Below are 23632 nucleotides of genomic sequence, written 5' to 3'. Positions count from 1 at the left end.
GTTAGTAATTTCATATTTTTTTTAGAATTTTGAAATTTAATACTTATTTAAAAGTTATATCTTTGTTATTCTTTCAAAAAACAATTAAAAAAAAGAACCATGAAGACTTTGAATAACTTTGATTTTAATAATAAAAAGGCAATAATAAGAGTAGATTTTAATGTTCCTTTAGACGAAAATTTTAATGTAACAGATGCTACACGTATCGAAGCTGCCAAACCAACTATAGACCAAATTTTATCAAATGGCGGGAGCGTAATTTTGATGTCACACTTAGGGAGACCAAAAGGAGCACAAGACAAATATTCTTTGAAACATATCCTGAAATCGGCTTCAGAAATTTTGGGAGTACCTGTACAATTCGTGTCTAATTGTGTTGGAGCTGAAGCACAGGAAGCCGCTAAAAACCTGAAACCTGGACAAGTATTATTATTAGAAAATTTGCGGTTTCATGACGAAGAAGAGGCTGGAGATGTAGCTTTTGCTAAAGAATTAGCATCACTTGGTGATATTTATGTAAATGATGCCTTTGGTACTGCCCACAGAGCACACGCTTCGACAACAATTATCGCTCAATTTTTTCCAGAAAATAAATGCTTCGGAACTTTATTAGCCAAAGAAATTGATAGCTTGAACAAAGTTTTAAAAAACAGCGAAAAACCAGTAACAGCTGTACTTGGAGGATCTAAAGTTTCGTCAAAAATCACTGTGATCGAAAATATTCTTGACAAAGTAGACCATATGATTATTGGTGGGGGTATGACTTATACTTTTGTAAAAGCATTAGGCGGAAAAGTAGGTGATTCCATTTGCGAAGATGACAAACAGGAATTGGCACTTGATATTTTAAAATTAGCGAAAGAAAAAGGAGTTCAGATTCATATTCCTGTTGATGTAGTTGCTGCAAACGATTTTTCGAATACTGCCGATACTCAGATTGTTGATGTAAATGAAATTCCTGATGGATGGCAAGGTCTTGATGCAGGTCCAAAATCATTAGCTAATTTTGAAAAAGTTATTTTAGAGTCTAAAACTATTCTTTGGAACGGTCCTCTGGGTGTTTTTGAAATGGAAACATTTGCAAAAGGAACTATTGCATTAGGAAATTATATTGCCGCTTCTACTGAAAATGGTGCTTTCTCACTTGTAGGCGGAGGAGATTCTGTTGCAGCAGTAAAACAATTTGGTTTCGAAGACAAAATGAGTTATGTTTCTACTGGTGGTGGTGCTATGCTAGAAATGCTTGAAGGCAGAACTTTACCAGGAATTGCTGCTATTTTAGACTAAAATTCTACAAGTAATTCATTTTCGTTTTTTAGAATTTTAAAAAACCAGATGATTATAAATATAAAACCTTAAGCTGTGCCCTTGCAGCTTAAGGTTTTCTTTTTTGTACAATACAGGAATTTTTAAGGCTTATTTTTTTAAATTATGTCAAAATCGGTTTTTGTCGTATTCTGCTTTCTTTTTTAAGATTGTAAAAATTCTTTTAAAATAAAAAAATGCATTTTTTGAAGTTTTTTCCTCACAATAATCTAAAAATTAGGTTAAATGTCGATTTTATTTGTATATTTAACAACATTTATGATTTATTTCACAAAATACATTCTATGTTTGCATAAACATCATTTGTAATAACTTGAATAATAGCAAATTAAATAACTGTTATGACAATAAAAAATACCACACTTTCGTTTTTTTTAATGCTTGCTTCTTTTTCTTTTTCTCAGAATACTGAAAAAACTCTAAATGCAGAAAGTATTCAAAAGCCAGTTACCTTTTTAGATTCTATTAAAAGTTCTTTTGTAAAATATGATCGTACTGTAAAAACTGATAGTTTATGGATGAATCAGATAGGGACATCCTTAGATATATATAATGATTTAGCTGCTGAAATTAATACTGTAAATACGGATAAGGATATTGATAAAGAGCTGCCTACCGAACTGCTGAAAGAAAGGCTTGCTTCGATGGATGCTAAATCACCTTTTAAAATTGAGTACAATCAAGGCTTAGAAAATCTAATTAAATCTTTCCTTAAGAACAGAAAAAAAGCTTTCGCTAACCAGATGGCAGTTGCCGAATATTATTTCCCCATTTTTGAAGAAGCGCTGGCAAGACAAAATATTCCTTTAGAAATTAAATATTTAGCTGTTGTAGAATCGGCATTAAATCCAAAAGCCGTGTCCCGAGTTGGCGCAACAGGATTGTGGCAATTCATGTATAACACTGGGAAACAATACAGTTTAAATATCGATTCCTATGTTGATGAACGCTCAGACCCTCTAAAAGCATCAGCCGCTGCCGCACAATATATGACCAATATGTTTACAATTTTTAATGATTGGAACTTGGTTCTGGCATCTTATAACTCAGGGCCAGGAAATGTAAATAAAGCCATTCGGCGTTCTGGCGGCCAGCAAAACTTTTGGGATATCAAAAAGCATCTGCCTTTAGAAACTCAAGGGTATGTCCCAGCTTTCTTGGCAACTATGTACATCTATGAATATCACAAAGAGCATGGCATAGTTCCTAAAAAAGCTTTGGTCAGACACTTTGCAACTGATACAGTAATGGTTAAAAAAGAAATGTCTTTTGCGCAGATTTCCAACTTATTAGACATTCCAGTTGAGCAATTGGAAGCTCTAAATCCATCTTATAAACGCAATGTTATTCCTAGTTATACTGGAAAAAATCATTACTTGACACTTCCTTCGTGCAAAGTTGCCGTTTTTACTTCCAATGAAGATAAAATTTATGCTTACGTACAATACGAAATGGACAAAAAAGAAAAAAGCAATCAGTATAAAAAAACAGCTTTCATAAAAGATTCTACCGCTTTAGCATCCACTGCTAAAATAAAATATTACAAAGTCAAGCGTGGTGATAATTTAAGCGAAATAGCCAAGAACAACAATGTATCCGTTTCTGATTTGAAAAAATGGAATTATATTAAAGGAAATGCGGTCGCTTCGGGAAAATCATTAAAAATTATTATTGATAAAGATAGCAGCACTAACACAGCTTTAGCATTGGCACAGGATAAAACCAAAGCTGTTATTGTAAAAGACAACACTAGTGTTGCAACAACAGAGTCTAAAAACACTGTTGATAAAACGGATACATTAGCAGCAAACTCCACTGCTTTTTATGTAGTTCAAAAAGGTGACAACCTCAACACTATTGCTAAAAAGCATAATACCACAGTTGCCGAAATTAAAGAATGGAATCATTTGACTTCTGCAAGCTTAAAATTGGGTACCTCCTTACAAGTAAGCAATATTCCTGCTGAAACAACTGAAGCAGTTGCAGTGACAGCTCCAGCAGTGCCTGAACTTACAGATATTAAATATGAAGTTCAAAAAGGAGATAACTTAGGAAACATTGCCAAAAAATTTGGTTCTTCTGTTACTGATTTAAAAAACTGGAACAACCTGCATTCTAACAACTTAGCAGTTGGAAACATTTTAACTGTAGCAAAAAATGAAATTGCTATTAATACCAATAATGCTACTGTAGATTCATTCAAAAAAAGAGATCTAAATACATCTAAAAATAATGATGTTAATTATTTAGTGCAAAAAGGGGATTCTTTATTCAGTATTTCCAAAAAATATCCTGGCGTTACGGTATCTGATTTAAAGAAATGGAACAACATTTCCGGTGATGATTTAAAACCTGGCATGGATCTAAAAATAAAAGGATAAGCACACTATAATAATCAACTCTTAATGCTTCAAAAGATTGCCATAGCTTTTGCATTTGTTATGTTCTTGAATTCTTGTGCTGTTCAGGAAAAATTTTCAAAAAATGATTGGTATGCTTTTACCAAAACGAGTAAACAAAGAATTAAATCTTCCGACGTATATGAGTTTACCGATGGAATGATTCGAATGCATGGCGACAACATCGGTTATTTGATGACCTATAAAAGCTATAAAAACTTTGAGTTGAGTCTGGAATTTAGATGGAACATCGAAGAAAAATACAATAAGAGCAAGGCAAAGAAAAATAGTGGTGTGATGTACAATATACCAACTGATTCCCCTGACAATATCTGGCCAAAAGGTATTCAATTTCAAATGAAGGAAAACACAACCGGAGACTTTATTTTCTTGGATAATATAACTGCGCTGGTAAACGGCAAATTAGTCGAAGCAGGGGCAAGTGTCACTTCTCCTAAATTTAGTGCCAATGAAAATCCTTACGGGGAATGGAATCAGGTTTTAATTCGCTCCTATAACGGAAAAATTACCCAATACCTGAACGGGAAATTGGTAAACGAATGTACCGAAGCTTCTTCAAGGGAAGGTAAAATTTCACTGAATTATGAAGGTTCTCCGATTGATTTCAGAAATATTCAGCTAAAAAACATTTCCAAGGAATAAAACCAAATTTTTCAAAAGGCTTTTTTTATTTTTGATGATCAATTGTCCATTCAATGAATAAAAACCTTTTTTTATATCTTTCCTTTTTATCGATTTTGTTTTTTTCATGCAAAAAGCAAGACGACGATATGCCAAGAAAATCGACTGGCAAGATCAATTCTATCTCTGTAGTAATTGATGATCAGCTTTGGAATGGCATTATTGGCGACAGCATTCGAAATAAATTTGCAAATCCTGTTGAAGGCCTGTCCAAGGAAGAGCCTCAGTTTGATATCAACCAATATCCAATTAACGTAATGGAGGGTTTTGTTACCAAAAGCAGGTCGATAATTGTTGTTAAGCAGGGAATGGAGAATAATTTCACCATCAAGAAAAATCAATACGCCAATCCGCAGATTGTTATCCATATCACTGGTAAAAGTAATTTGGACTTATTGGATATTATTGAAAGGAAAACACCTCAAATTATTAAAATTATTCAAGAAGAAGAGATTAAGGCACATCAGCTTCTGCTGAAAGATTCCTTAACCGATTCAAATGCAATTCAAAAACAATTTAAGCTCAGCTTAAAAATCCCCAAAAACTATGCGTATGCCTTAAAGAATGAGAGTTTTGTTTGGCTTTTAAAAGAATGTCCGAGTGGAAGTTCAAGTTTGCTGATTACTCAATTGCCCATTAATATCATTAAATCGGAAGATAATGTACTTGAAAAAGTTATAAAAATTCACGATTCCATAGGCGCTTTGTACATAAGAGGCAAGGAACTTGTTTCCAATCAGTATATTGACAAGTCGTATCCGCTTTATTTGTCGAACATCACTATTGATGGCAAATCGGCCTACGAAACCAAAGGCACATGGCGATTGAAAGACAGTTTCATGTTTGGGGCCTTTGTAAATTACCTTATTGTAGATCCAAAAAATAGCAGAATTATTTATCTTGAAGGATTTTGTTACATACCTTCAAGAAAACAACGTGATTACATGCATGAATTGGAATCGATTATTAAAGGCATTAAAATAAATTGATTTTTACTTTCACATAGATACTCAAAGAAAATACCAAAGGCATTTAAAAGTTAAAATTAGCCAATCTACTAATTTGTGCCTCTCAGTGTAAACCTTTGTGTTCCTTTGCAAAATAGCTTTTCAATCCCATAACCCATAATTTGTGAAAATTTGCGTAATTTGTGGTTGATTTTTTCAACTTAAGAATATTTAAAAAATATAAATATCTCACTCCATGTCCATAAAATGGAAAATAAAGCCTTTTGAGGCATTAACTGTAACCGAATTATATGATATGCTCCAATTGCGAAGCAGGGTCTTTGTAGTGGAGCAAAATTGCGTTTATTTGGATATTGACGGCAAAGACAAACTCGCTCTGCATCTTTTTGGAATTTATGACGATAAAATTGTCGCACACGCAAGACTTTTCAAGGCTGGAATTACTTTTGATAACGCATCCATCGGAAGAGTGGTGGTAGATCCGGATTACAGAGATAGGAAATGGGGACACGATTTGATGCAGAATGCAATTGCTGGTATACTGGAACACTTTGGCGAAAGCCAAATAACCATTGGCGCACAATTGTATCTCAAGAAATTCTATGAAAATCAAGGTTTTGTGCAGTCAAGTGAAATGTATCTCGAAGATGATATTCCGCATATCGAAATGATTAAGAATTAAGGTTGCAGATTTATTAATCACAGATTATTAATTAGCACTAATCAATTTACTTCGTCAATTCGCTTCGCTCGTGTGTGAAAATTTGTGGTTAAAAGAGTTGTAGAATTAAAAGTAAATATACTATAGTACATAGTTGGCGGTAATTTTGCTTCAGGAGTATAACAGAACATTAGCATTTAGAAAATGAAAAAAATAGTTTTGATATTTATTGTAATGCTTTTGCAAAGTTGCAATGGTAAGATTGAAAATAGTTTTTATAAAGTTGCTAATAGTTATTCGTTTAATTCTACAATTTCGAACTCAAATAAAATAATAATTAGACCAAAAAAGCTTAATCAAACTGAAATAAACAGAAATGACTCTTGCTTCGAAAATAAAGAGATTTATAAAACTGAAAAATTAGAAGGAATTAAAAGGTTTGAAGAATTATTTGAGAATTCAAATTATACAGATTATTGTTGCTGTCCAGAAACTAATTATTGTATTGATTTCTATAAAGACTCAAAAAAAATAGACTCATTTTTTGCTGACACATTAGAATTCAAAAATAAAATACGCATTTTTGAAAGTGGTTTCCAATATTCCTTTATAATTGAAAAAGAGAAATGGAAAACGTTTTTAAATGAAATCAAGGTTGCTAAATAAAAACTACCGACAACACTTGCTGCAAGAGATGGGCATTTGGTTTAATTTGAAAATGGTCTTGTACTTGGGAAGTATAGGCAAATCCGAAAGATTATGCATTTTTAATCCCAAACCTCTTGTAGCAAGGGAACTTTTTAACCTAAATCTGAGACCAATAAAACAATTTTAATTTTATCTCACAACGATGACTTTCGACTTAATACCAATTGACGATACAATACTAATGACCTTGCCCGAGAGGCAGTACAAATTTGTATTGATTTTTTGTAAGTCGGGGGAAATAAAGATTGACATCGACAATCAGCTTTATGAAATTACTGGCGGTCATTTTTTGACCATTACGCCCAAACAATATTATCAGTTTATAGAAATCAATAATTGTGTAGGCAGTATTTTGGAGTTTACGTATGACTTCTTCTGCAAGGATGAAAAATCCGTTGAACTCATTTACCACAACGGTTTGTACTGTCATTTCGGATTAAACGAACTCATTCGGATTCCGAATGAAAACAGTTTAAGCAGGATTTCGGATTATTACGATTCATTGAAAGGTGAATTGGAAAACAAACCCTTTGAATACGAAACCAGCCTGCATTCTATCCTGAAATTATTGATTATCGAAGTAAGCAGATGCAAAATAGCGCAACAGCAAAGACCGCTTTACAAACCCGATGCCTTATTTTTGCAGTTTTTAAACTTGATAAGAGACAACTTCGAAAAACGCCTCACCGTCAAAGAATATGCTCAACTGTTACTGATTTCCGAGCAAAAGCTGAATGAACTTACCAAGAAAAACACCAACGAAACTACGCAACAGCTCATCAATGACTTGATTATTCTGGAAGCCAAGCGATTATTCAACTACGAAAACCTGAACGTAAAACAAGTCGCTTACAAATTAGGTTTTGATGACAGTCATTATTTTTCGAGGTTTTTCAAAAAACAAACAGACACTCGTGCTAAAGACCATTTGCGTTCCCTTTTGACCGAATAGCAAAGTCCACCATTTTTAAAGTTTTGTCCATTTTTTGGCGAAAGCCATCCTCATAGTTTTGTATTGTAATTTAAACAAAAGAAAAATGCAAACACAAAGAATTGACATCAACACGGTGACGCCAAGTGCTTACAAATCCCTTATTCAGCTGGACAAATACGTGAGCGAAACGAATTTGCCAAAAACATTATATCATCTAATCAAAGTACGAGCTTCACTAATCAATGGCTGTGCGTTATGTATACAGTCACACAGCAATGATGCGCTGGCGGGTGGCGAAAGTTCCAAACGATTGCTGGCCTTGAATGCTTGGGCAGATTCGCCTTATTTCACTAAAGAAGAAAGAGCCGTTCTAGCCTTGACCGATGAAACTACCTTGATTTCACATAACGGAGTTTCAAACGAAACTTTCGATAAGGCAATTGAGGTTTTGGGCGAAGAAAAAGTTTCACATGCAATTATGGCTATTGCCTGTATTAACGCTTGGAACCGAATAGGCAGAGCCACATTATTAATTCCGGAATAATAAAATGATCGAAATCAAGACTGCAATTACAGACCAAGATATAGCTTCCTGCTGGGAGGCTATGTCTATTTTACGCCCTATGCTGAAAGAAAGCGAGTTTGTCCAGCAAATCAGCGAAATGCAAAAGGAAGGATACACACTTCTTTACCTTGTCGATAATGACAAAACCGTGGCCGTAGTGGGCTACCGCTTTTGGACGATGCTCTATTGCGGTAAAATGCTGTACATAGACGATCTTTCAACTGTCGAAAATAGCAGAGGCAAAGGATATGCATCTGCCCTGCTGGACCATATTTATGATATCGCCAGAGAGCAAAAATGCGAATCGGTACAATTGGACAGCGGACACGTGAGAACAGTGGCACACAAATTTTATTTCAAGGAAAATTTTACCATCAATGCTTTTCACTTTAATAAACAGCTATGAAATCGCCATTAAAAACCTGTTTGTTGAAGACAAACACCAATCTTTAAAGCGATACCATATATGACCTTTAACAAATAAATTTTACATATATGAAACAAGAAAAAACAATCGAATGGTTTTTGAGAATTTCGTTAAGTATCGGATTTTTATCGGCAGTCGCAGACCGTTTTGGCTTCTGGAATAAGGAATTATCAGCTTGGGGCAATTGGGAAGCTTTTGCAAAATATACCAATGCGCTATTACCTTTTTTGACGTACAATCTAGCTTCCATAATTGGCGGAATAGCAACTTTTCTGGAAATCGCTTTTGCAATTGCGTTGTTAACGACTTTCAAAAGCCAGCTAATAGCGAAATGCAGTGGCTTTTTATTGCTCGGATTTGCCTTATCCATGGCATTCGCCATAAATTGCAAAGCCTCGCTGGATTATTCCGTTTTCACGGCTTCGGCGGGAGCATTTGCGTTAAGTGTTCTTATAAAAAATAACTCCGAAAATAACATTGCATAATTTTTTAGGAGCAGAAAAATGGATGTTTTTGGATAAATAGAACCTGTTCCCGTTTCACAAGAGCGACAGCAGACTGACGAAATAATCTTGTGGATTGAACCCAGTCCACAAAAGTTTCATCGCATTCATAGCTAGCAGGAAAGATTTGGATTTTTTGCTATTAACTGAACCCGATTAATAATATATTTTGCTCCTATGGAGCTTAGATAACACAACCATTGTTTTCTATAAAATATTATACTCCTGCGGAGCTTGAATATTGTCAAAGGCAAACTGAGGCAATCCTCAGAGTGGCAAAATGTTTATAGAAATCAATAATCATTTAAGGTTTCTATAGCTCCATTAGAACAAAATGTTTTAATGCCAATTAATAATCAAGTTCAGGTTATTTACACTTCAGATGATATTTGAATTAAAAAACAAAAGCTTTACATAATGCAAAGCTTTATAATTATAAGTACTAAAAGTAATTAATCGAAATTATGACTTTTGGTTTTTCTTGATAAATTTGGCAACATCAACCATAGGAGCATTCCAGATTTCCTTTTCATGCAACTTCATAAACTGCAGTAATTCTTTATGAGCTTTAGCCGAAACATTAATAGCATGTTCCCCGCCAACACCATGAAATAAAAACACCAGCAAAGTATGAGATTCAATTGCTTTTTTAACCAGATCAATCATGTATTCGCCTGAATGACCGTCAATATAAAAACAATTAATATCATTTAAATCAACCTCTTTAATATGCTGGAAATTTTGCTGCACCCCTCGTGCTGCAACAAAATCATTTTTTAAATCATCATAAAAATTTACCGAACCTATTTTAGTATCTCCGCATGGAAAGGCAAAAGTACGTTCTGTTTTACCATCAATAGCCTGCAAAAGAGTGTTGGTTACCCTGATTTCGTTTACAGCTCTTGATACTGTGTACTTATCCAGAGCTTTATCAGGTCCAACCCAAGATCTCCCTGGAAATGTAGCATCACAGGGATGCATTAAGGAATGATTGCCCAGTTCATGACCTTTCTTTGCTGCTGTTCTCCACTCTGGTATTCTTTTACTCACCGCTGGTGATTCCCCTATCAAGTAAAATGTCCCTTTAAGACCCAATGAATCTAGAGCCGGAATCACTATATCAAGATTTACATTGAGCGCATCATCATAAGTGAGTACAACGGCACACTTTTTATTATTCCATAATTCTGTCTGCTGCGACTGTACCTGCTGCCCTAATATCAAAAACAATAAGATAATAATGCGCTGTGTTTTCATGGATTTATTAATTAACTGAAATTAGCTTAACGTCAAAAATCAAAACAGATCCGCCCGGGATTGTATTGTATTTATAACTTCCATATCCTAAAGACGAAGGAATTAAAAGTTTACCGCTTCCGCCTTCCTTAAAATAGGGAATTCCTTCAGTCCAGCCTTTTATTACCTGTTGTAAACTTAACGAAATGCCGGCATCTTTGCTTTGATCAAAAACAGTTTTATTTGTAAAATAGCCTTTGTAAGCTACAGTTACATTTGAAGTTCCTGTTGGCTGTTTGCCTGTTCCTGGCTCATCAATTACATAATACAGTCCAGAAGCTGTTTTTACAGCATTCAGGTTATTATCAGCAATGTATTTTACAATTTCTGCATCATTAGTAGCGCTGAATTCAACGGCAAGCAGTTTAATTTCAAAAATCAATACAGAACCAGCCGGAGCACCTTTATAATCATCACTGCCATACGCCAAATGAGCTGGAATCAGCAGTATACCGCTGCCTCCTTCCTTAAAGAAAGGAATTCCCTCAAGCCAGCCTTTTATAACTTGTTGCAAATTAAAAGTAACTCCAGCATCAGTACTTTGATCTAAAGCTTTTTTGTTGGTATAATAACCTTTGTAGGACACTGTCACATTTGAAGCCGCTGTGGGCTGTTTTCCTGTGCCTGCTTCATTTATTACATAATATAAGCCAGAACTTGTTCTTTTTGCATCTAAATGATTTTCTGCAACATAAGCTTGTATTTCAGCTTCATTCTGAGCACTATAATCTTTTTTTTCTTCGGGATCATTGTTGCAGGACAAGAAGAAAACCGCTAAAATGGCAAATAATGAATATTTCATATCTAGATTTTAAATTTTATTATTAGTGATTTTATTTAAAATAGTTTCAAATTGAGCAGAGATTTAAAACTAAAAAAAGCTACAGTTTCATAGTTTCTGCAGCTTGTGTGTTTTTTTCAGTATTAGTTAACCGAGTTCAGTTTAATATCAAAAATCAGTACTGATCCTCCTGGAATTGGACCTTGTGCCTCTGGGCCGTATCCTAAATCGGAAGGAATCAATAGAATTCCTTTACCGCCTTCCTTGAAATACTGAATTCCTTCGGTCCAGCCTGGAACTACATTTCGTAGAGGGAAAGAAATTCCTTTTTCATCACTTTGATCGAAAACTTGTTTATTAGTAAAATATCCTTTGTAAGCCACTGTAACTTCAGAGTCGGCTGTTGGCTGTTTTCCTGTTCCTTCTTCTTCAATTACATAATACAAACCCGATTCAGAACGTTTTGCATTTAAATGATTGTCTGCAATATATTTTTTAATTTCTGCTTCATTGTTAGAAACAGCATTAGTGGTAGTTTCTGGTGTTATAGTTTCTTCTTTTTTCTTATCATTACAAGACATAAAAAGAACAGCTGCGAGAGCTAAAATCGAATATTTCATAGTAGAATGTATGGGTTTTTGAAAAAAATTAAGCTAATAAACTAGTAACTAAAAATAAGATAAGTAAGCCGATGGCGATGTATTTTGTGTACTTTGACATTTTTTTAATATTTAATGATTTGTAAATTATTGTATATTTTTCAAAAGAATGAAAAATATATTAAAACTCCTAATCTTCTTTCGATTCTAAAGAAAAAAACAAATTTTATAAATAATTATGAAGTCTTTATCTGTTTATAAAATTGCATTTTTCACTTCCAAGATTTAAAAAAACCAGCTAGCGACAAAAATTGCCGTAATCACACAAATCACATCAACCAGAAGCATCGTTCCTAGAGCGTAACGGGTATTTTTGATATTCACAGATCCAAAATAAACAGCAATCACATAAAAAGTACTTTCGGCACTGCACTGAAAAATACTGCTTAACCTTCCCGTCATGGAATCTGCACCAAAAGTATTCATAGAATCGATCAAAAATCCTCTTGAACCGGCAGAACTGAATGGTCTAAGCAAAGCTACCGGCAGGGCATCGGTGATTTCTTTGCTCACGCCCATATTCGAAAAAGTAAAAGCAATCCAGTTGCTGATAATTTCAAATAATCCGCTGTTTCTAAACAGCGAAATCGCTACTAACATCCCCAAAACATAAGGAAAAATAGTAACTCCGGTTTTGATTCCATTATTCGCTCCCGATACAAAAGCTTCAAAAACGGTGGTTTTAGCTTCTGTGAATTTCTTCTCTTTTATAAATGAAAAGACCAAAGTAAAGGCAATAATCCCAACTAATATTAAAGCCGAAAGATTAGAGGTAAAGTAGTTTTTCCCTATTAAATCCAAGTGGTTTACATACATTAGCAAACCTACAATTGCAGCAATTAATCCCATTAGTACGACAACCAGAGAAGCACTTTTGAAATTAATTTTCTGTCTGATGCCAACGATTAGAAAAGCAGCGATCGTTCCGATAAACGAAGTGATAATGCAAGGCAGCATCACATCGGCTGGGTTTGTTGCATTTGCAGCAGCGCGGTAACCAATGATTGAAGTGGCAATCAGCGTTAGTCCCGAAGCGTGCAGGCACATAAACATAATCTGGGCATCACTCGCACGGTCTTTTTCGGTATTTATTTCCTGCAGGCTTTCCATCGCTTTTAATCCAAAAGGCGTTGCAGCCGAATCCAATCCAAGAAAATTAGCAGCAAAATTCAAAGTCATATAAGAAATAGATGGATGATCTTTTGGTATACTCGGAAACACTTTTACAAACACCGGACTCAATAATTTTGCCAGTTTTCCCGAAGCACCGGAAATAATTAAAAGCTCCATCAGTCCGCAGAAGAAGGCCAGATATGCAATAAGCGGCAGAATCAGATCAAGTAAAGTACTCTTACACGTTGGCAGTAAACCGTCTGATTTTTGAACACCGCTGAAGATTTTTACGGTTTTGTTTTTATAAACATAAGTAGTGTCCGCATTAAGCGTATCACGGTTGATAATCATCGTCTGATCCTCCGCTTTCTTGATGCTGTCTTTGATAAAAGCAGGAACCTGTTCAATATATTTTTCAGAAATAAGAACAGGATCGTCTTTTTTTCCGTTCAAAACATAATCTATGGTATACGTATTGGCAGTAAACAGACTGACAACAATAAAGACAATCGATGAAATAAAAATAACTAACCAGAATCTGCTCAATACCATAATTTATATTTTTTGTAAATGTAATAAATCAATTGTAATTGCAATATCGTTCATATTACCGAAAATTGCTATTTGCGCTAATCACAGATCCTTTCCATTTGTAAAGAAGACATTTAATACATATATTTGCAAGACTGACTATTCAGTCAAAATATTATATTTTACACAAATGATTGTAATTAAATAACTTATAAGTAAATTTTAGAAATAAGTTTAAAAATTATTATAAAAAATAAAACGTCACTCAATGCTGATTTTTGTTTCCAGATAATCTTCAAAAGGTTTAATCGCTTCAAAAAGAATTCTTTTTTTACTTTCATCAACAGCAGAAAAAAAACGTGTTTCAATTTTTACATGGTCTTTTTTGATGGTTCTTTTCCAGTCTCCAATGACTTTCCCATTTTCGAGAATAATAGGTTTAAAAATGCCATTGTTAGTAAATGCTTTTGACTGATGTTCTAATAGTATGGAAGCTTCCCGATTTTTATACGAAATCAAAATCTCATCAAAAGCGGGCAAAAAATGTACGCTTTCGCGAAAGTCACCCACATTCGGAATATTCGTTCCAAACCAATATTTCTGATTATTTATTTCTATCGAATTCAGTTCTGATTCGATTGAATTAATCGCCAATTTAGCCGAAGTCTGCGAAAAGCCTGACCACCACGAAAAATCAGGCAGAGTTGCCGGCCCATGGCTTTCAAAATACCGCTTTGCTAATTTGGCTAACGCCTCTTCTTTGGTCAAAGCTGATTTGGGTTTTGGAACCCGTTCTCCAAGCAGTGCATAGGTGATTTTTTTGCCTTTCATCCTGCCGTTACAAACCAAACCATCCAATTCTGCATTCATCATAATAATAACAGGAGATAAGTCACCCGAAGCCTTATGAATGTTAAGCTCCAGCATGATTTCATCCCGAGTTAGATGATTATTTCCAGCCAAAAGTTTTTCAATAGCCGAATTAACCTGATCCAGTTTCTTATCATCATAACCGTGCTGTCTGGCCATTGAAGCAAAAAGACGTTTAACCACTGGTCCTGAAATATCCAGCATCCAGTAAATATCATCAGCAGAAACAAAATGCCACGTCGGGCGAAGAATGTGTGTCCGTATAATTTTGCCGGAATTAACTGCTTCTTCAACTTCTTTTTCAGTCGCACTGCCTCGTGAACCGACAGCCCATTTTGCCATAGCATAATCCTGAGCCTGTACGGCGCCCAAATGACTTACAATTTCCTGAGGTGACTTATTGTTCGTCTCTAAAAGATTCTGCGAAGCAAGCCTATGATTTGCAATTTCGTGATGAGTCATTTGAAACAAAATTACACGTGAATAATCTCATCTTCAATTAGTAAATCTTCGCGTCTCAGTCTCAAAAAGATCTGTGCGACAGCAATTGTATCCTTTTCGCAGTAAGTGACTATTCGGTCAATGTCGTTTTCAACATAAAAAACATGCCCAACCTGACTGCCGTCGATATCACCTTTGGGAGAAGGAATTCCGAGCACTTTACACATTAATTTTAAAGACGTAAAATGTTTGTAATCTCCAAATTTCCACAATTCCAAAGTATCTAAATGCGGAATCTCCCAAGGTTTTTTACCAAATAAATTCAACTTGTCGGGAATGGGAATCTGATTGATGATCATTCGGCGTGCTAAGAACGGAATATCAAATTCTTTGGCATTATGACCGCACAAAATATGCTGTGGTCCGTTGAAATGATTATTCAGCAGATTATTGAAATCTTTCAATAGTTTCTCCTCATCGCCAAAGAAAGAAGTTACTCTGAAATTCCGAATATCGCCTTTAACTACAAAAAAACCAACGGAGATACAGATAATCTTTCCAAACTCAGCCCAGATTCCGGCACGATCGTAAAATTCTTCGGCAGTAAAATCGTCTTTTCGCTGGTATTGGGTTTTAAGTTCCCAAAGATTTTTCATTTCATCGTCCAATGAGCTGTAATCGGCTGTTTCTGGTACGGTTTCAATGTCAAGGAAAAGAATGTTGTTGAGGTTTATTTTTTCGATCATCTTAATTTATTTAAACACGAATTTCACGAATTAACACGAATGAATTACTGCGAAACAATTACACAAACTCTTAATGTTTTAATATTTATAAATCTATAAAATTAATTAGTGTTAATTCGTGAAATTTGTGTTTAATTTACTAAAAAAGACTTTGCTGAGTTGTTGGATTTTCGTGTTCCAAAAGCCATTTTTTCCGCCATAATCCGCCAGCATAACCAGTGAGTGAACCATCCGTTCCAATTACCCTGTGGCACGGAACAACAATCCAAAGCGGGTTTTTTCCATTGGCGGAAGCCACAGCACGAATCGCTTTTATATCACCTAATTTTTTTGATAAATTCATATAGCTTAAAGTTTTACCATAAGGTATTTCAAGTAATTCTTTCCATACTTTCTGCTGAAAACCGGTTCCTTTTGGATTCAGCTTAAAATCGAAGCTGGTTCTTTTTCCTTCGAAATAATCGGTAAGCTGGGAGACAGCATCTTGTAAAATTTCAGGAATCTCATTTGAAATTTCACCCTCATTCGAAACTGAAATAACTGAAATACCGTTTTCATCGCCTATAATCTCAGCGATTCCTAAAGGTGTTTTGATGTAAACTGTTTCCATGACTGCAAAATTGAACTGCAAATTACACAAACTTTATTTAAATACCTGACGACTTTATAAAATGTGTTTCTCCTTTTTCAAAAACTCAATGGCAGTCTGTGCTATCAGTGACTGACTTCCTTTTTGCGTAGCCAATAAAATATGAGTAAACAAAAACCTCTTTTTGATTTCTACGTATTCCAGTTCAGGATAATTATAATTTTTGACAATTGCAGTCGGAACAATCGAAATACCCAGACCATTCTTAACTAATTGGATAATTGACGAAATATTATTGGATTCATGCACTACTTTTGGTTCAAAACCATATTGAGCACAAATCTGCAACAAAACATTATAAAAATAAGGGGCATAATCTTTATTAAAAAACACAAAAGTCGCCTCTTTCAGCTTTTCAAGTTCCTCTTCAGTAGTAATACTGTATTTATTTCGGTTAAATACAATGGAAAAACTGTCCTTAAACCACAATTGAGAATCAATTTTTGATGAATACAGCGGAGCTCGAATGATTCCCAAGTCAATTTTACCATCTTCCAGAGCAGCAATCTGTTTAACCGTTGGTACTTCGTATAACCGGAAATTAACAAATGGATATTTTTCGGATAAAAACTGCAGCAGCTTGGAAATATCTCCTGAAAAAGTAGAACTCACATAGGCAATCCTAAACTCACCGCTTTGATTTTCGCTTATTTTTTTGGTTTTAATATTGATGCGTTCAATGTTTTTCAATACTTCGCGCATTTCTTTTTCATAGAATTTCCCTGCTTCGGTGAGAATGACCCTCTTGTTATTACGCTCAAAAAGCTGTGCACCAATTTCAGTTTCCAATTCTTTAATCTGGCGGCTCAACGGCGGCTGTGAAATAAATAATTTTTCGGCAGCTCGGACAAAACTGAGTTCTTCGGCTAGTTTCAGGAAATATTTGATGTGACGCAATTCCATATATACCTATTAAGTATTAATTATTGACAAAATAAGTATTTTTAAGTCATATATAAAAATAATAGGTTTGTAAAACAAAATAAAAACAATCATGGAAAAATCAACAGTAAACGAAATCAAAGAACGCTTTGACAATGATGTTGAACGTTTTGCAAATTTAGAAACAGGCCAAGTCGCTACGATGGATGCCCAAATATCATTGGAACTTTTGACCTCAGCTGCAAAAGCAATAAAGCCAAAAGCAGTAAATGTTTTGGATATTGGATGCGGAGCAGGCAATTATACTTTGAAAATGCTTTCGAAAGTACCCAATTTGAACTCTGTTTTGATTGATTTAAGCCAAAATATGCTGGACAAAGCCCATGAACGTGTTTCGGAAGCTACAACTGGAGAAATCGAAATGATACAAGGTGATATCCGCGATATAGAATTACCGAAAAATCATTTTGACATCATCTTGGCCGGAGCCGTTCTGCATCATTTAAGAGAAGACTCCGATTGGGAATTTGTTTTTCAGAAATTGTATGACAGTTTAACGGCTGGTGGCTGTTTAATGATTTCGGATTTGTTAGTTCAGGATCATGAAGGGGTAAACCAAATCGTATGGGAAAGATATGGTGATTATTTGACACAGCACGGAGGTCAGGAATATCGGCAAAAAGTCTTTGATTATATTGAGATAGAAGATACGCCAAGATCAATGACCTATCAATTGGATTTAATGAAGAAGGTCGGCTTTTCGAGTGTTGAAATATTACATAAAAATGCCTGTTTTGGGGCTTTTGGAGGGATAAAGTAAGGTTTAAATAGTAAGTGACTAGACAGTCATGAAGTGCGCGAATATTAAAAAACAAAAACCATCTCATTTTCAGGGATGGTTTTTGTGATTCTGGTATTCCCTAGCCCAGATGGGAACGGCATCCTCTTGTGGCGGGGTTCGCCACAAGAGATATAGTGGACAGCTGGATTAGCTCCAGAAAATTATTATTTCAAATGAGAATTAATATAAGCTTCAACCGCTTTTAATTCTTCTTCAGAAAAAGTTTTGGTAATTGCCAAATTGGCCTGCATTACAGGAAATTGAGCTGGGTCAACTATGGCATCGCTTTCTCCTTTAAGGAAATTAACCATATTGCCGTTTTTGTCTTTGTAGATTTTGGCAATTTCCTTAATACTCGGTCCAATCACTTTTTGATCAATTTGGTGACAGGCAACACAGTTTCCTTTGCCTTCGAAAATTTCTTTTCCTAATACTTCGGGAGATTTAACTTCTGTCGTCTTTTCTGTAGATTTTCTAAAAGGTTCCTCACTTTCTTTTTTACAGGAAAGAACAGTTATAGCTGCTAATAAGAATACTAATTTCTTCATTTTTGTTTGTTTAAAAGGATTGCAGCTTCTTTAGCAAAATAAGTAGAAATCAAACTGGCTCCGGCTCTTTTGATACACATTAACTGCTCCATCATGATTTTGTCGTTGTCCAGCCAGCCTCTTTCGGCAGCAGCTTTGATCATTGCATATTCACCCGATACGTGAAAAACCGTTACCGGAACATTCACGGCATTTTTTACCTCGCGGACGATGTCCAGATAAGCAATTCCAGGTTTTACCATTACCATATCGGCACCTTCTTCGACATCCCAAACGGCTTCTTTGATGGCTTCGATGCGATTGGCATAGTCCATTTGGTACGTTTTTTTGTCTTTTGGAACGACAACATCCGCTTCTCTAGGTGCGCTGTCCAGAGCATCGCGAAAAGGTCCGTAAAACGCAGATGCATACTTTGCCGAATAACTCATAATCCCAACATTGTAAAAACCTGCTTTGTCCAATCCTTCGCGCAAGCGTAATACACGTCCGTCCATCATGTCCGATGGTGCGACAAAGTCGGCACCTGCTTGGGCGTGCGAAACGGCCATTTTTACCAGAGCATCGTTGGTGGCATCATTTTCTACATCACCGTTGGTAATGATTCCGTCGTGACCATAGATAGAATACGGATCCAAAGCCACGTCAGGCATAACAATCATTTCAGGGCAAGCCGCTTTAATAGCACGAATGGCTTGTTGCATCAGTCCATTTGGGTTCCATGCTTCTTTTCCTGTGTTGTCTTTTAAATCTTCGCTGACTTTCACATAGATATTTACCGCACGAATACCCAAAGCGAATAATTCTTTAACTTCTTCAACAGTCAAATCTATCGAACGTCGAAAAATTCCAGGCATTGATGGAATTTCAACTTTTATGTTTTCGCCTTCTGCGATGAACATTGGGAACATAAAATCGGCTGGACTTAATGTGGTTTCGCGGACTAATGAACGGATGGATTCGTTGGTTCTTAATCTTCTGCCTCTGTGTAATGGGAACATATGATTTATGATTTTAGATTAACGATTGCTGATTTATGATTTAAACAAATTGATGATCTCAGAAAATCTGAAATCAAAAATCGTATCATAATCAGCGATCTTTATTTTTTTAGCTCCAGTGGAGCGTAATATTTATAGACTATTTAACCGTTTTGGATATAGCTCCAGAGGGAGCGACATCTTAATTTATATCTTCGAATAGGTATTCATTTTTAAAATCGACATTGAACAATTTTAGAAATTCTACATATTCTTCTTTAAATGTTTTTGTTTTGTGATGTTCTTCCTGATTTTGAATATAATTGATAACATTCGTCAATTGAGAATGACTATATGTAAATGCTCCAAATCCAGTTTGCCATTCAAATTTACCGTTTATCCATCTTTTCTCATTTATGAATCGAGAAGAATTGGCTTTTATGTCCCTTACCAAATCTGACAATGCTTTATTCGGTTTTAAACCAATTAAAATATGAATATGGTCAGGCATCCCGTTGATAGCAATCAATTTTTGATCTTCATTAGTAACTATTCCTGTTATATATTTATACAATTCGTCTTTCCATTTGTTAGAAATCAAATTTTGTCTCTCTTTGACAGCAAAAACAATATGAACATACAATTGAGAATAGGTATTTGCCATAATTTATATGTCGCACCGCTGGTGCTCTTTTAAAAATATTGAACATTTTTGCTATAAATATGTCACCCCTACGGGGTTCAAAAACAATCGATCATTAATTGCTATAAATATTACGCTCCTACGGAGTTACCAATCAAATCATTTTCACAATTTCTACAAATGTATCGCTCCTATGGAGCTCAAATAAATACGACTAATTATTTTCTATAAACATAACGCTTCTCCGAAGCTTTATATCCATTCAATCGGATTTTCTAATACTTTTATCAATTTTTCCTCTTCGCTTCCTGCTTCCGGATGATGATCGTAAACCCACTGCACGTGTGGAGGTAAACTCATCAGGATACTTTCTATTCTGCCATTGGTTTTTAAGCCAAACAATGTGCCTTTGTCATGAACCAAATTGAATTCCACATAACGCCCTCGACGGATTTCCTGCCACGTTTTTTGTTCTGCTGTGTATCGCAAATCTTTTCTTTTTCCCACTATTGGAACATAGGCTTCAAGAAAACTGTTTCCTACTTCAGTAACAAAGTTATACCAATTTTCCATTGACATTTGTTCATTTGCTTTGCAATAATCAAAGAACAAACCGCCTATTCCGCGGGCTTCGTTACGGTGTGCGTTCCAAAAATAGGTATCACATTGCTTTTTATATTTTGGATAAAATTCAGGATTGTGTTTGTCGCAAGCGGTTTTACAGGTTTGATGAAAATGAACGGCATCTTCTTCAAACAAATAATAAGGCGTTAAATCCTGTCCTCCTCCAAACCATTGCTGGATTACATTTCCGTTATCATCGTACATTTCGAAATAACGCCAATTCGCGTGAACCGTTGGTACCATCGGGCTTTTTGGATGTAAAACCAAACTCAGTCCGCAGGCAAAAAAATCGGCTTCGCCTACGTTGAACATTTTTTGCATGGTTTCGGGCAGTATTCCATGAACGGCCGAAATATTGACTCCCCCTTTTTCAAAAACGGCTCCGTTCTCGATTACGCGTGTTCTTCCTCCTCCTCCTTCCGGACGTTCCCAAAGGTCTTCTTTGAATTTGACCTGACCGTCAACCGCTTCTAATCCTGATACGATTTGGTCTTGAAGGGTTTGTATGTATGCGTAAAATTTATCTTTCATATTCCTCACCCCCAACCCCTCTCCAAAGGAGAGGGGAGCAGGGAACTTATTTTGTATTAATATTACTTTTTAAAGCAACTATTTTATTTAAAATTCCAAACGAAAAAGTCTTGCTTTCTTTTTGGATATAATTGTACACAGCAATGGCTTTTTGTGAAAAATCAAACTGGCTTTCCTTGGAAAAAGCAACCAAAAAATCGGCAAATAACTCCAACTGACTCCAATCCAAATGAAGTCTTTGTAAATGAACAATCAATTTTTCTTCTTCAAATTGTTGCAGACTTTCGACGGTCATAGCCAAATCTTTCAGTTCATTTTCTAAATAAAGGAGATCTTCCAAATTCCAAAACTTAGGCACATAAACCAATGACATCAACTTTTTGAGCACGTTGTCAATACGAATACTTTCCTGGTCTCTTAAGCCTTTGTTTAGCATTTTTTCATTGGTTGTTGGTTGCAAGTTGTCAGTTGATAGTCGCGAAGATTTTCCCCAACAACTATCAACTGACAACCATCAACTATTATTGACCGTATTCCTTCACCGCATCAATAAACGCTTTGGCGTGATCAACAGGAATATTTGGTAAAATTCCGTGACCCAAATTCACAACATATTTATCTTTTCCGAATTCGTCAATCATTTCGTGAACCATTTTCTTGATGGTCGGGATCGGAGAAAGCAACCTTGAGGGATCAAAATTTCCTTGTAAAGTTACATTACCTCCTGATAAATAACGGGCATTTCTTGCAGAGCAAGTCCAGTCAACTCCAAGTGCAGAAGCTTTACTTTTACCCATTTCATTCAAAGCAAACCAGCATCCTTTTCCGAATACAATTACCGGAGTGATTTCGGCCAAAGCATCGACGATCTGGTTGATGTATTTCCATGAGAACTCTTGATAATCTACCGGAGAAAGCATTCCTCCCCAAGAATCAAAAATCTGAACGGCGTTCACACCTGATTTTACTTTTTCTTTTAAATATAAAATTGTTGTATCGGTAATTTTTTGCAATAAAGTATGCGCTGCTACAGGGTTTGAAAAACAGAATCCTTTGGCAGTATCAAAACTTTTAGAACCTTTTCCTTCAACTGCATAACAAAAAATCGTCCAAGGCGAACCTGCGAAACCAATTAATGGCACCTCATCATTCAGCATTTCTTTGGTCAATTTAACGGCATCAAAAACATATCCTAAAGTTTCATTTACATCTGGAACAAAAACCTGATTAACCTGCTCCATAGTACGGATTGGATTTGGAATAATCGGCCCCAAATTGTCTTTCAATTCTACGTGGATTCCCATTGCTCTTGGCACAACCAGAATATCCGAAAACAAAATCGCAGCATCCGGACCAATTATTCGGATAGGCTGAACGGTGATTTCAGCGGCCAATTCCGGAGTTTCACAACGGGTGAAAAAATCATATTTGTCACGCAAAGCTCTAAACTCTGGCAAATATCTTCCTGCCTGACGCATCATCCAAACCGGTGGGCGTTGTACTGTTTCTCCTTTTAGTGCTTTTAAAAATAGGTCGTTCTTAATCATTGTTTTCTTGCGTTAGGCTTTAAGCTTTAGGCTTTAAGCATTTTTGTTTGTCTAATTTTCTTGCTTATGGCTTATTGCCTAAAGCGTATTGCTATTTATATTCTTCGATTACATCTTCAATCACGTTCTCAATTGTTGGCTGATCTGCGATGATGATGTTTTTTGTTTTATTTTCTAATGCTGATGCGGTGGTTTCGCCGATGCAAAAGCACATTTCTTTTTTAAGACTATTTTTATTCAAATAACTTTCAACTCCCGAAGGGCTGAAAAACAGAATAGCATCAACAGGACTTTTTATTTTGTGCGGTGTTAAAGTCGTTTCATACACATTGATTTCATTAAAAACTACATTTGCATCTTTTAATGCATTTGGCAATGTGTCTCTTCGAAGGTTTCCGCTAAAAAAAGTAAAAGTTTCTGATTTGTAAATTAAAGTGATGATTTCGGCTAAATCAGAGGCGTAACCTGTGTAAGCCACAACTTCAAAACCATTATCAACAAGTAAGTTTTTGGTTTTCAAACCAACGCAGTACACTTTTTTAGTTTTTAATTTTTCTAAATCAGGGTGCTGCAAAATGCTTTCAACAGCATTTTGACTGCTGAAAATCAGACTTTCGTTTATATTTTTTAAATCAAAAGTTTTGGTTTTAGTGCTGATAAAATCATTTTCAACTAACTCAAAACCAGCGTCAATTAGAGGCTTTTTTTGATAATCGGCAAGTATTTTGGTAGAGAGTATTTTCATGATTTGGGAAAACTG

26 protein-coding genes and 1 pseudogene are annotated in these 23632 nt (G+C 35.4%); 11 read left to right on the top strand and 16 right to left on the bottom strand.

Annotated features, from left to right (window positions below; all coding sequences use genetic code 11):
- Positions 1-99: 99 nt before the first annotated feature.
- The 10 genes from ABEG11_RS14890 (at position 100) to ABEG11_RS14845 (ending at position 9175) form a co-directional block, all read left to right on the top strand.
- Complete coding sequence (locus ABEG11_RS14890) at positions 100-1287, top strand: phosphoglycerate kinase (protein WP_348824964.1); 1188 nt, start codon at positions 100-102, stop codon at positions 1285-1287.
- A 380-nt stretch (positions 1288-1667) separates the two neighbouring features.
- Entirely contained in the window at positions 1668-3707 is a 2040-nt protein-coding gene (locus tag ABEG11_RS14885) for a LysM peptidoglycan-binding domain-containing protein (RefSeq protein WP_348824963.1), read from the top strand.
- Positions 3708-3731: 24 nt separating this feature from the next.
- Positions 3732-4388 carry a 3-keto-disaccharide hydrolase gene (locus ABEG11_RS14880; RefSeq protein ID WP_348824962.1) on the top strand — a complete coding sequence of 219 codons (657 nt, stop codon included), beginning with the start codon at positions 3732-3734 and terminating at the stop codon, positions 4386-4388.
- 128 nt (positions 4389-4516) lie between these two features.
- Positions 4517-5416: a DUF4837 family protein gene (locus tag ABEG11_RS14875; RefSeq protein WP_348824961.1), complete on the top strand. Its 900-nt coding sequence runs from the start codon at positions 4517-4519 to the stop codon at positions 5414-5416.
- A gap of 214 nt (positions 5417-5630) precedes the next feature.
- On the top strand, positions 5631-6077 hold the full coding sequence (locus ABEG11_RS14870; RefSeq protein WP_348824960.1) for a GNAT family N-acetyltransferase: 447 nt from the start codon (positions 5631-5633) through the stop codon (positions 6075-6077).
- Between the two features lie 183 nt (positions 6078-6260).
- Positions 6261-6722, top strand: coding sequence for a hypothetical protein (locus ABEG11_RS14865; protein ID WP_348824959.1), 462 nt, complete (start codon positions 6261-6263; stop codon positions 6720-6722).
- 184 nt (positions 6723-6906) lie between these two features.
- Positions 6907-7716, top strand: a complete 810-nt coding sequence (locus tag ABEG11_RS14860; RefSeq protein ID WP_348824958.1) for a helix-turn-helix domain-containing protein — start codon at positions 6907-6909, stop codon at positions 7714-7716.
- Positions 7717-7801: 85 nt separating this feature from the next.
- Positions 7802-8242, top strand: a complete 441-nt coding sequence (locus tag ABEG11_RS14855) for a carboxymuconolactone decarboxylase family protein (RefSeq protein ID WP_348824957.1) — start codon at positions 7802-7804, stop codon at positions 8240-8242.
- A gap of 4 nt (positions 8243-8246) precedes the next feature.
- Positions 8247-8669 carry a GNAT family N-acetyltransferase gene (locus ABEG11_RS14850; RefSeq protein WP_348824956.1) on the top strand — a complete coding sequence of 141 codons (423 nt, stop codon included), beginning with the start codon at positions 8247-8249 and terminating at the stop codon, positions 8667-8669.
- An 89-nt stretch (positions 8670-8758) separates the two neighbouring features.
- A complete protein-coding gene (locus ABEG11_RS14845; protein WP_348824955.1) occupies positions 8759-9175 on the top strand; it encodes a DoxX family protein in 417 nt (138 codons plus the stop codon).
- A gap of 480 nt (positions 9176-9655) precedes the next feature.
- Here ABEG11_RS14845 and ABEG11_RS14840 read toward each other — a convergent pair whose 3' ends face one another.
- From ABEG11_RS14840 to ABEG11_RS14805, 9 genes and pseudogenes are all read right to left on the bottom strand, one after another.
- Entirely contained in the window at positions 9656-10450 is a 795-nt protein-coding gene (locus ABEG11_RS14840; protein ID WP_348824954.1) for a polysaccharide deacetylase family protein, read from the bottom strand.
- Positions 10451-10457: 7 nt separating this feature from the next.
- The gene (locus ABEG11_RS19115; protein WP_435302848.1) at positions 10458-10871 is read right to left on the bottom strand and encodes an FKBP-type peptidyl-prolyl cis-trans isomerase; all 414 of its coding nucleotides are present in this window, start codon (positions 10869-10871) and stop codon (positions 10458-10460) included.
- Positions 10860-11291: pseudogene (locus ABEG11_RS19110) on the bottom strand (FKBP-type peptidyl-prolyl cis-trans isomerase); the annotation flags it as partial. The gene ABEG11_RS19115 and the pseudogene ABEG11_RS19110, both read right to left, overlap by 12 nt.
- A gap of 122 nt (positions 11292-11413) precedes the next feature.
- Positions 11414-11890, bottom strand: coding sequence for an FKBP-type peptidyl-prolyl cis-trans isomerase (locus ABEG11_RS14830; RefSeq protein ID WP_348824952.1), 477 nt, complete (start codon positions 11888-11890; stop codon positions 11414-11416).
- A 264-nt stretch (positions 11891-12154) separates the two neighbouring features.
- A complete protein-coding gene (locus tag ABEG11_RS14825; protein WP_348824951.1) occupies positions 12155-13594 on the bottom strand; it encodes a nucleoside recognition domain-containing protein in 1440 nt (479 codons plus the stop codon).
- 240 nt (positions 13595-13834) lie between these two features.
- Positions 13835-14905 carry a winged helix DNA-binding domain-containing protein gene (locus ABEG11_RS14820; RefSeq protein WP_348824950.1) on the bottom strand — a complete coding sequence of 357 codons (1071 nt, stop codon included), beginning with the start codon at positions 14903-14905 and terminating at the stop codon, positions 13835-13837.
- Positions 14906-14916: 11 nt separating this feature from the next.
- Entirely contained in the window at positions 14917-15630 is a 714-nt protein-coding gene (locus ABEG11_RS14815) for a 3'-5' exonuclease (RefSeq protein ID WP_348824949.1), read from the bottom strand.
- Positions 15631-15769: 139 nt separating this feature from the next.
- On the bottom strand, positions 15770-16240 hold the full coding sequence (locus tag ABEG11_RS14810) for a methylated-DNA--[protein]-cysteine S-methyltransferase (RefSeq protein WP_348824948.1): 471 nt from the start codon (positions 16238-16240) through the stop codon (positions 15770-15772).
- Between the two features lie 54 nt (positions 16241-16294).
- Entirely contained in the window at positions 16295-17182 is an 888-nt protein-coding gene (locus ABEG11_RS14805; RefSeq protein ID WP_348824947.1) for a LysR family transcriptional regulator, read from the bottom strand.
- Positions 17183-17273: 91 nt separating this feature from the next.
- Between ABEG11_RS14805 and ABEG11_RS14800 the strand changes: the two genes are divergently transcribed.
- Positions 17274-17981, top strand: coding sequence for a class I SAM-dependent methyltransferase (locus tag ABEG11_RS14800; RefSeq protein WP_348824946.1), 708 nt, complete (start codon positions 17274-17276; stop codon positions 17979-17981).
- A 185-nt stretch (positions 17982-18166) separates the two neighbouring features.
- On the opposite strand, the gene ABEG11_RS14795 is transcribed toward ABEG11_RS14800, so the two are convergent.
- From ABEG11_RS14795 to ABEG11_RS14765, 7 genes are all read right to left on the bottom strand, one after another.
- Positions 18167-18550 (bottom strand): c-type cytochrome, encoded by a 384-nt coding sequence (locus tag ABEG11_RS14795; RefSeq protein WP_348824945.1) that lies wholly within the window; start codon positions 18548-18550, stop codon positions 18167-18169.
- Positions 18547-19548, bottom strand: a complete 1002-nt coding sequence (hemB, locus tag ABEG11_RS14790; protein ID WP_348824944.1) for a porphobilinogen synthase — start codon at positions 19546-19548, stop codon at positions 18547-18549. The genes ABEG11_RS14795 and hemB overlap by 4 nt, the downstream gene beginning before the upstream one ends.
- Before the next feature lie 181 nt (positions 19549-19729).
- Complete coding sequence (tnpA, locus tag ABEG11_RS14785) at positions 19730-20191, bottom strand: IS200/IS605 family transposase (protein ID WP_348824943.1); 462 nt, start codon at positions 20189-20191, stop codon at positions 19730-19732.
- Positions 20192-20422: 231 nt separating this feature from the next.
- Complete coding sequence (gene hemF / locus ABEG11_RS14780; RefSeq protein ID WP_348824942.1) at positions 20423-21325, bottom strand: oxygen-dependent coproporphyrinogen oxidase; 903 nt, start codon at positions 21323-21325, stop codon at positions 20423-20425.
- 46 nt (positions 21326-21371) lie between these two features.
- The gene (locus ABEG11_RS14775) at positions 21372-21761 is read right to left on the bottom strand and encodes a hypothetical protein (protein ID WP_348824941.1); all 390 of its coding nucleotides are present in this window, start codon (positions 21759-21761) and stop codon (positions 21372-21374) included.
- An 85-nt stretch (positions 21762-21846) separates the two neighbouring features.
- Positions 21847-22872 (bottom strand): uroporphyrinogen decarboxylase, encoded by a 1026-nt coding sequence (hemE, locus tag ABEG11_RS14770; protein ID WP_348824940.1) that lies wholly within the window; start codon positions 22870-22872, stop codon positions 21847-21849.
- A gap of 91 nt (positions 22873-22963) precedes the next feature.
- Entirely contained in the window at positions 22964-23617 is a 654-nt protein-coding gene (locus ABEG11_RS14765) for a uroporphyrinogen-III synthase (RefSeq protein WP_348824939.1), read from the bottom strand.
- Positions 23618-23632 lie beyond the last annotated feature (15 nt).

It is taken from the genome of Flavobacterium aestuarii, assembly GCF_040049115.1.
Classification (GTDB): Bacteria; Bacteroidota; Bacteroidia; order Flavobacteriales; family Flavobacteriaceae; genus Flavobacterium; species Flavobacterium aestuarii.
This window is presented reverse-complemented; position numbering and strand designations above follow the sequence as displayed.

Excerpts from the sequence above, each read along its gene's own strand:
- hemE (WP_348824940.1), bottom strand. The coding sequence starts at position 22,872 with ATGATTAAGAACGACCTATTTTTAAAAGCACTAAAAGGAGAAACAGTA.
- ABEG11_RS14840 (WP_348824954.1), bottom strand. The coding sequence starts at position 10,450 with ATGAAAACACAGCGCATTATTATCTTATTGTTTTTGATATTAGGGCAG.
- ABEG11_RS14845 (WP_348824955.1), top strand. The coding sequence starts at position 8,759 with ATGAAACAAGAAAAAACAATCGAATGGTTTTTGAGAATTTCGTTAAGT.
- ABEG11_RS14825 (WP_348824951.1), bottom strand. The coding sequence starts at position 13,594 with ATGGTATTGAGCAGATTCTGGTTAGTTATTTTTATTTCATCGATTGTC.
- ABEG11_RS14850 (WP_348824956.1), top strand. The coding sequence starts at position 8,247 with ATGATCGAAATCAAGACTGCAATTACAGACCAAGATATAGCTTCCTGC.
- ABEG11_RS14870 (WP_348824960.1), top strand. The coding sequence starts at position 5,631 with ATGTCCATAAAATGGAAAATAAAGCCTTTTGAGGCATTAACTGTAACC.
- ABEG11_RS14865 (WP_348824959.1), top strand. The coding sequence starts at position 6,261 with ATGAAAAAAATAGTTTTGATATTTATTGTAATGCTTTTGCAAAGTTGC.
- ABEG11_RS14795 (WP_348824945.1), bottom strand. The coding sequence starts at position 18,550 with ATGAAGAAATTAGTATTCTTATTAGCAGCTATAACTGTTCTTTCCTGT.
- ABEG11_RS14875 (WP_348824961.1), top strand. The coding sequence starts at position 4,517 with ATGCCAAGAAAATCGACTGGCAAGATCAATTCTATCTCTGTAGTAATT.
- ABEG11_RS14890 (WP_348824964.1), top strand. The coding sequence starts at position 100 with ATGAAGACTTTGAATAACTTTGATTTTAATAATAAAAAGGCAATAATA.
- ABEG11_RS14860 (WP_348824958.1), top strand. The coding sequence starts at position 6,907 with ATGACTTTCGACTTAATACCAATTGACGATACAATACTAATGACCTTG.
- ABEG11_RS14805 (WP_348824947.1), bottom strand. The coding sequence starts at position 17,182 with ATGGAATTGCGTCACATCAAATATTTCCTGAAACTAGCCGAAGAACTC.
- tnpA (WP_348824943.1), bottom strand. The coding sequence starts at position 20,191 with ATGGCAAATACCTATTCTCAATTGTATGTTCATATTGTTTTTGCTGTC.
- ABEG11_RS14810 (WP_348824948.1), bottom strand. The coding sequence starts at position 16,240 with ATGGAAACAGTTTACATCAAAACACCTTTAGGAATCGCTGAGATTATA.
- hemB (WP_348824944.1), bottom strand. The coding sequence starts at position 19,548 with ATGTTCCCATTACACAGAGGCAGAAGATTAAGAACCAACGAATCCATC.
- ABEG11_RS14880 (WP_348824962.1), top strand. The coding sequence starts at position 3,732 with ATGCTTCAAAAGATTGCCATAGCTTTTGCATTTGTTATGTTCTTGAAT.
- hemF (WP_348824942.1), bottom strand. The coding sequence starts at position 21,325 with ATGAAAGATAAATTTTACGCATACATACAAACCCTTCAAGACCAAATC.
- ABEG11_RS14815 (WP_348824949.1), bottom strand. The coding sequence starts at position 15,630 with ATGATCGAAAAAATAAACCTCAACAACATTCTTTTCCTTGACATTGAA.
- ABEG11_RS14765 (WP_348824939.1), bottom strand. The coding sequence starts at position 23,617 with ATGAAAATACTCTCTACCAAAATACTTGCCGATTATCAAAAAAAGCCT.
- ABEG11_RS14885 (WP_348824963.1), top strand. The coding sequence starts at position 1,668 with ATGACAATAAAAAATACCACACTTTCGTTTTTTTTAATGCTTGCTTCT.
- ABEG11_RS14855 (WP_348824957.1), top strand. The coding sequence starts at position 7,802 with ATGCAAACACAAAGAATTGACATCAACACGGTGACGCCAAGTGCTTAC.
- ABEG11_RS14820 (WP_348824950.1), bottom strand. The coding sequence starts at position 14,905 with ATGACTCATCACGAAATTGCAAATCATAGGCTTGCTTCGCAGAATCTT.
- ABEG11_RS14830 (WP_348824952.1), bottom strand. The coding sequence starts at position 11,890 with ATGAAATATTCGATTTTAGCTCTCGCAGCTGTTCTTTTTATGTCTTGT.
- ABEG11_RS14775 (WP_348824941.1), bottom strand. The coding sequence starts at position 21,761 with ATGCTAAACAAAGGCTTAAGAGACCAGGAAAGTATTCGTATTGACAAC.
- ABEG11_RS14800 (WP_348824946.1), top strand. The coding sequence starts at position 17,274 with ATGGAAAAATCAACAGTAAACGAAATCAAAGAACGCTTTGACAATGAT.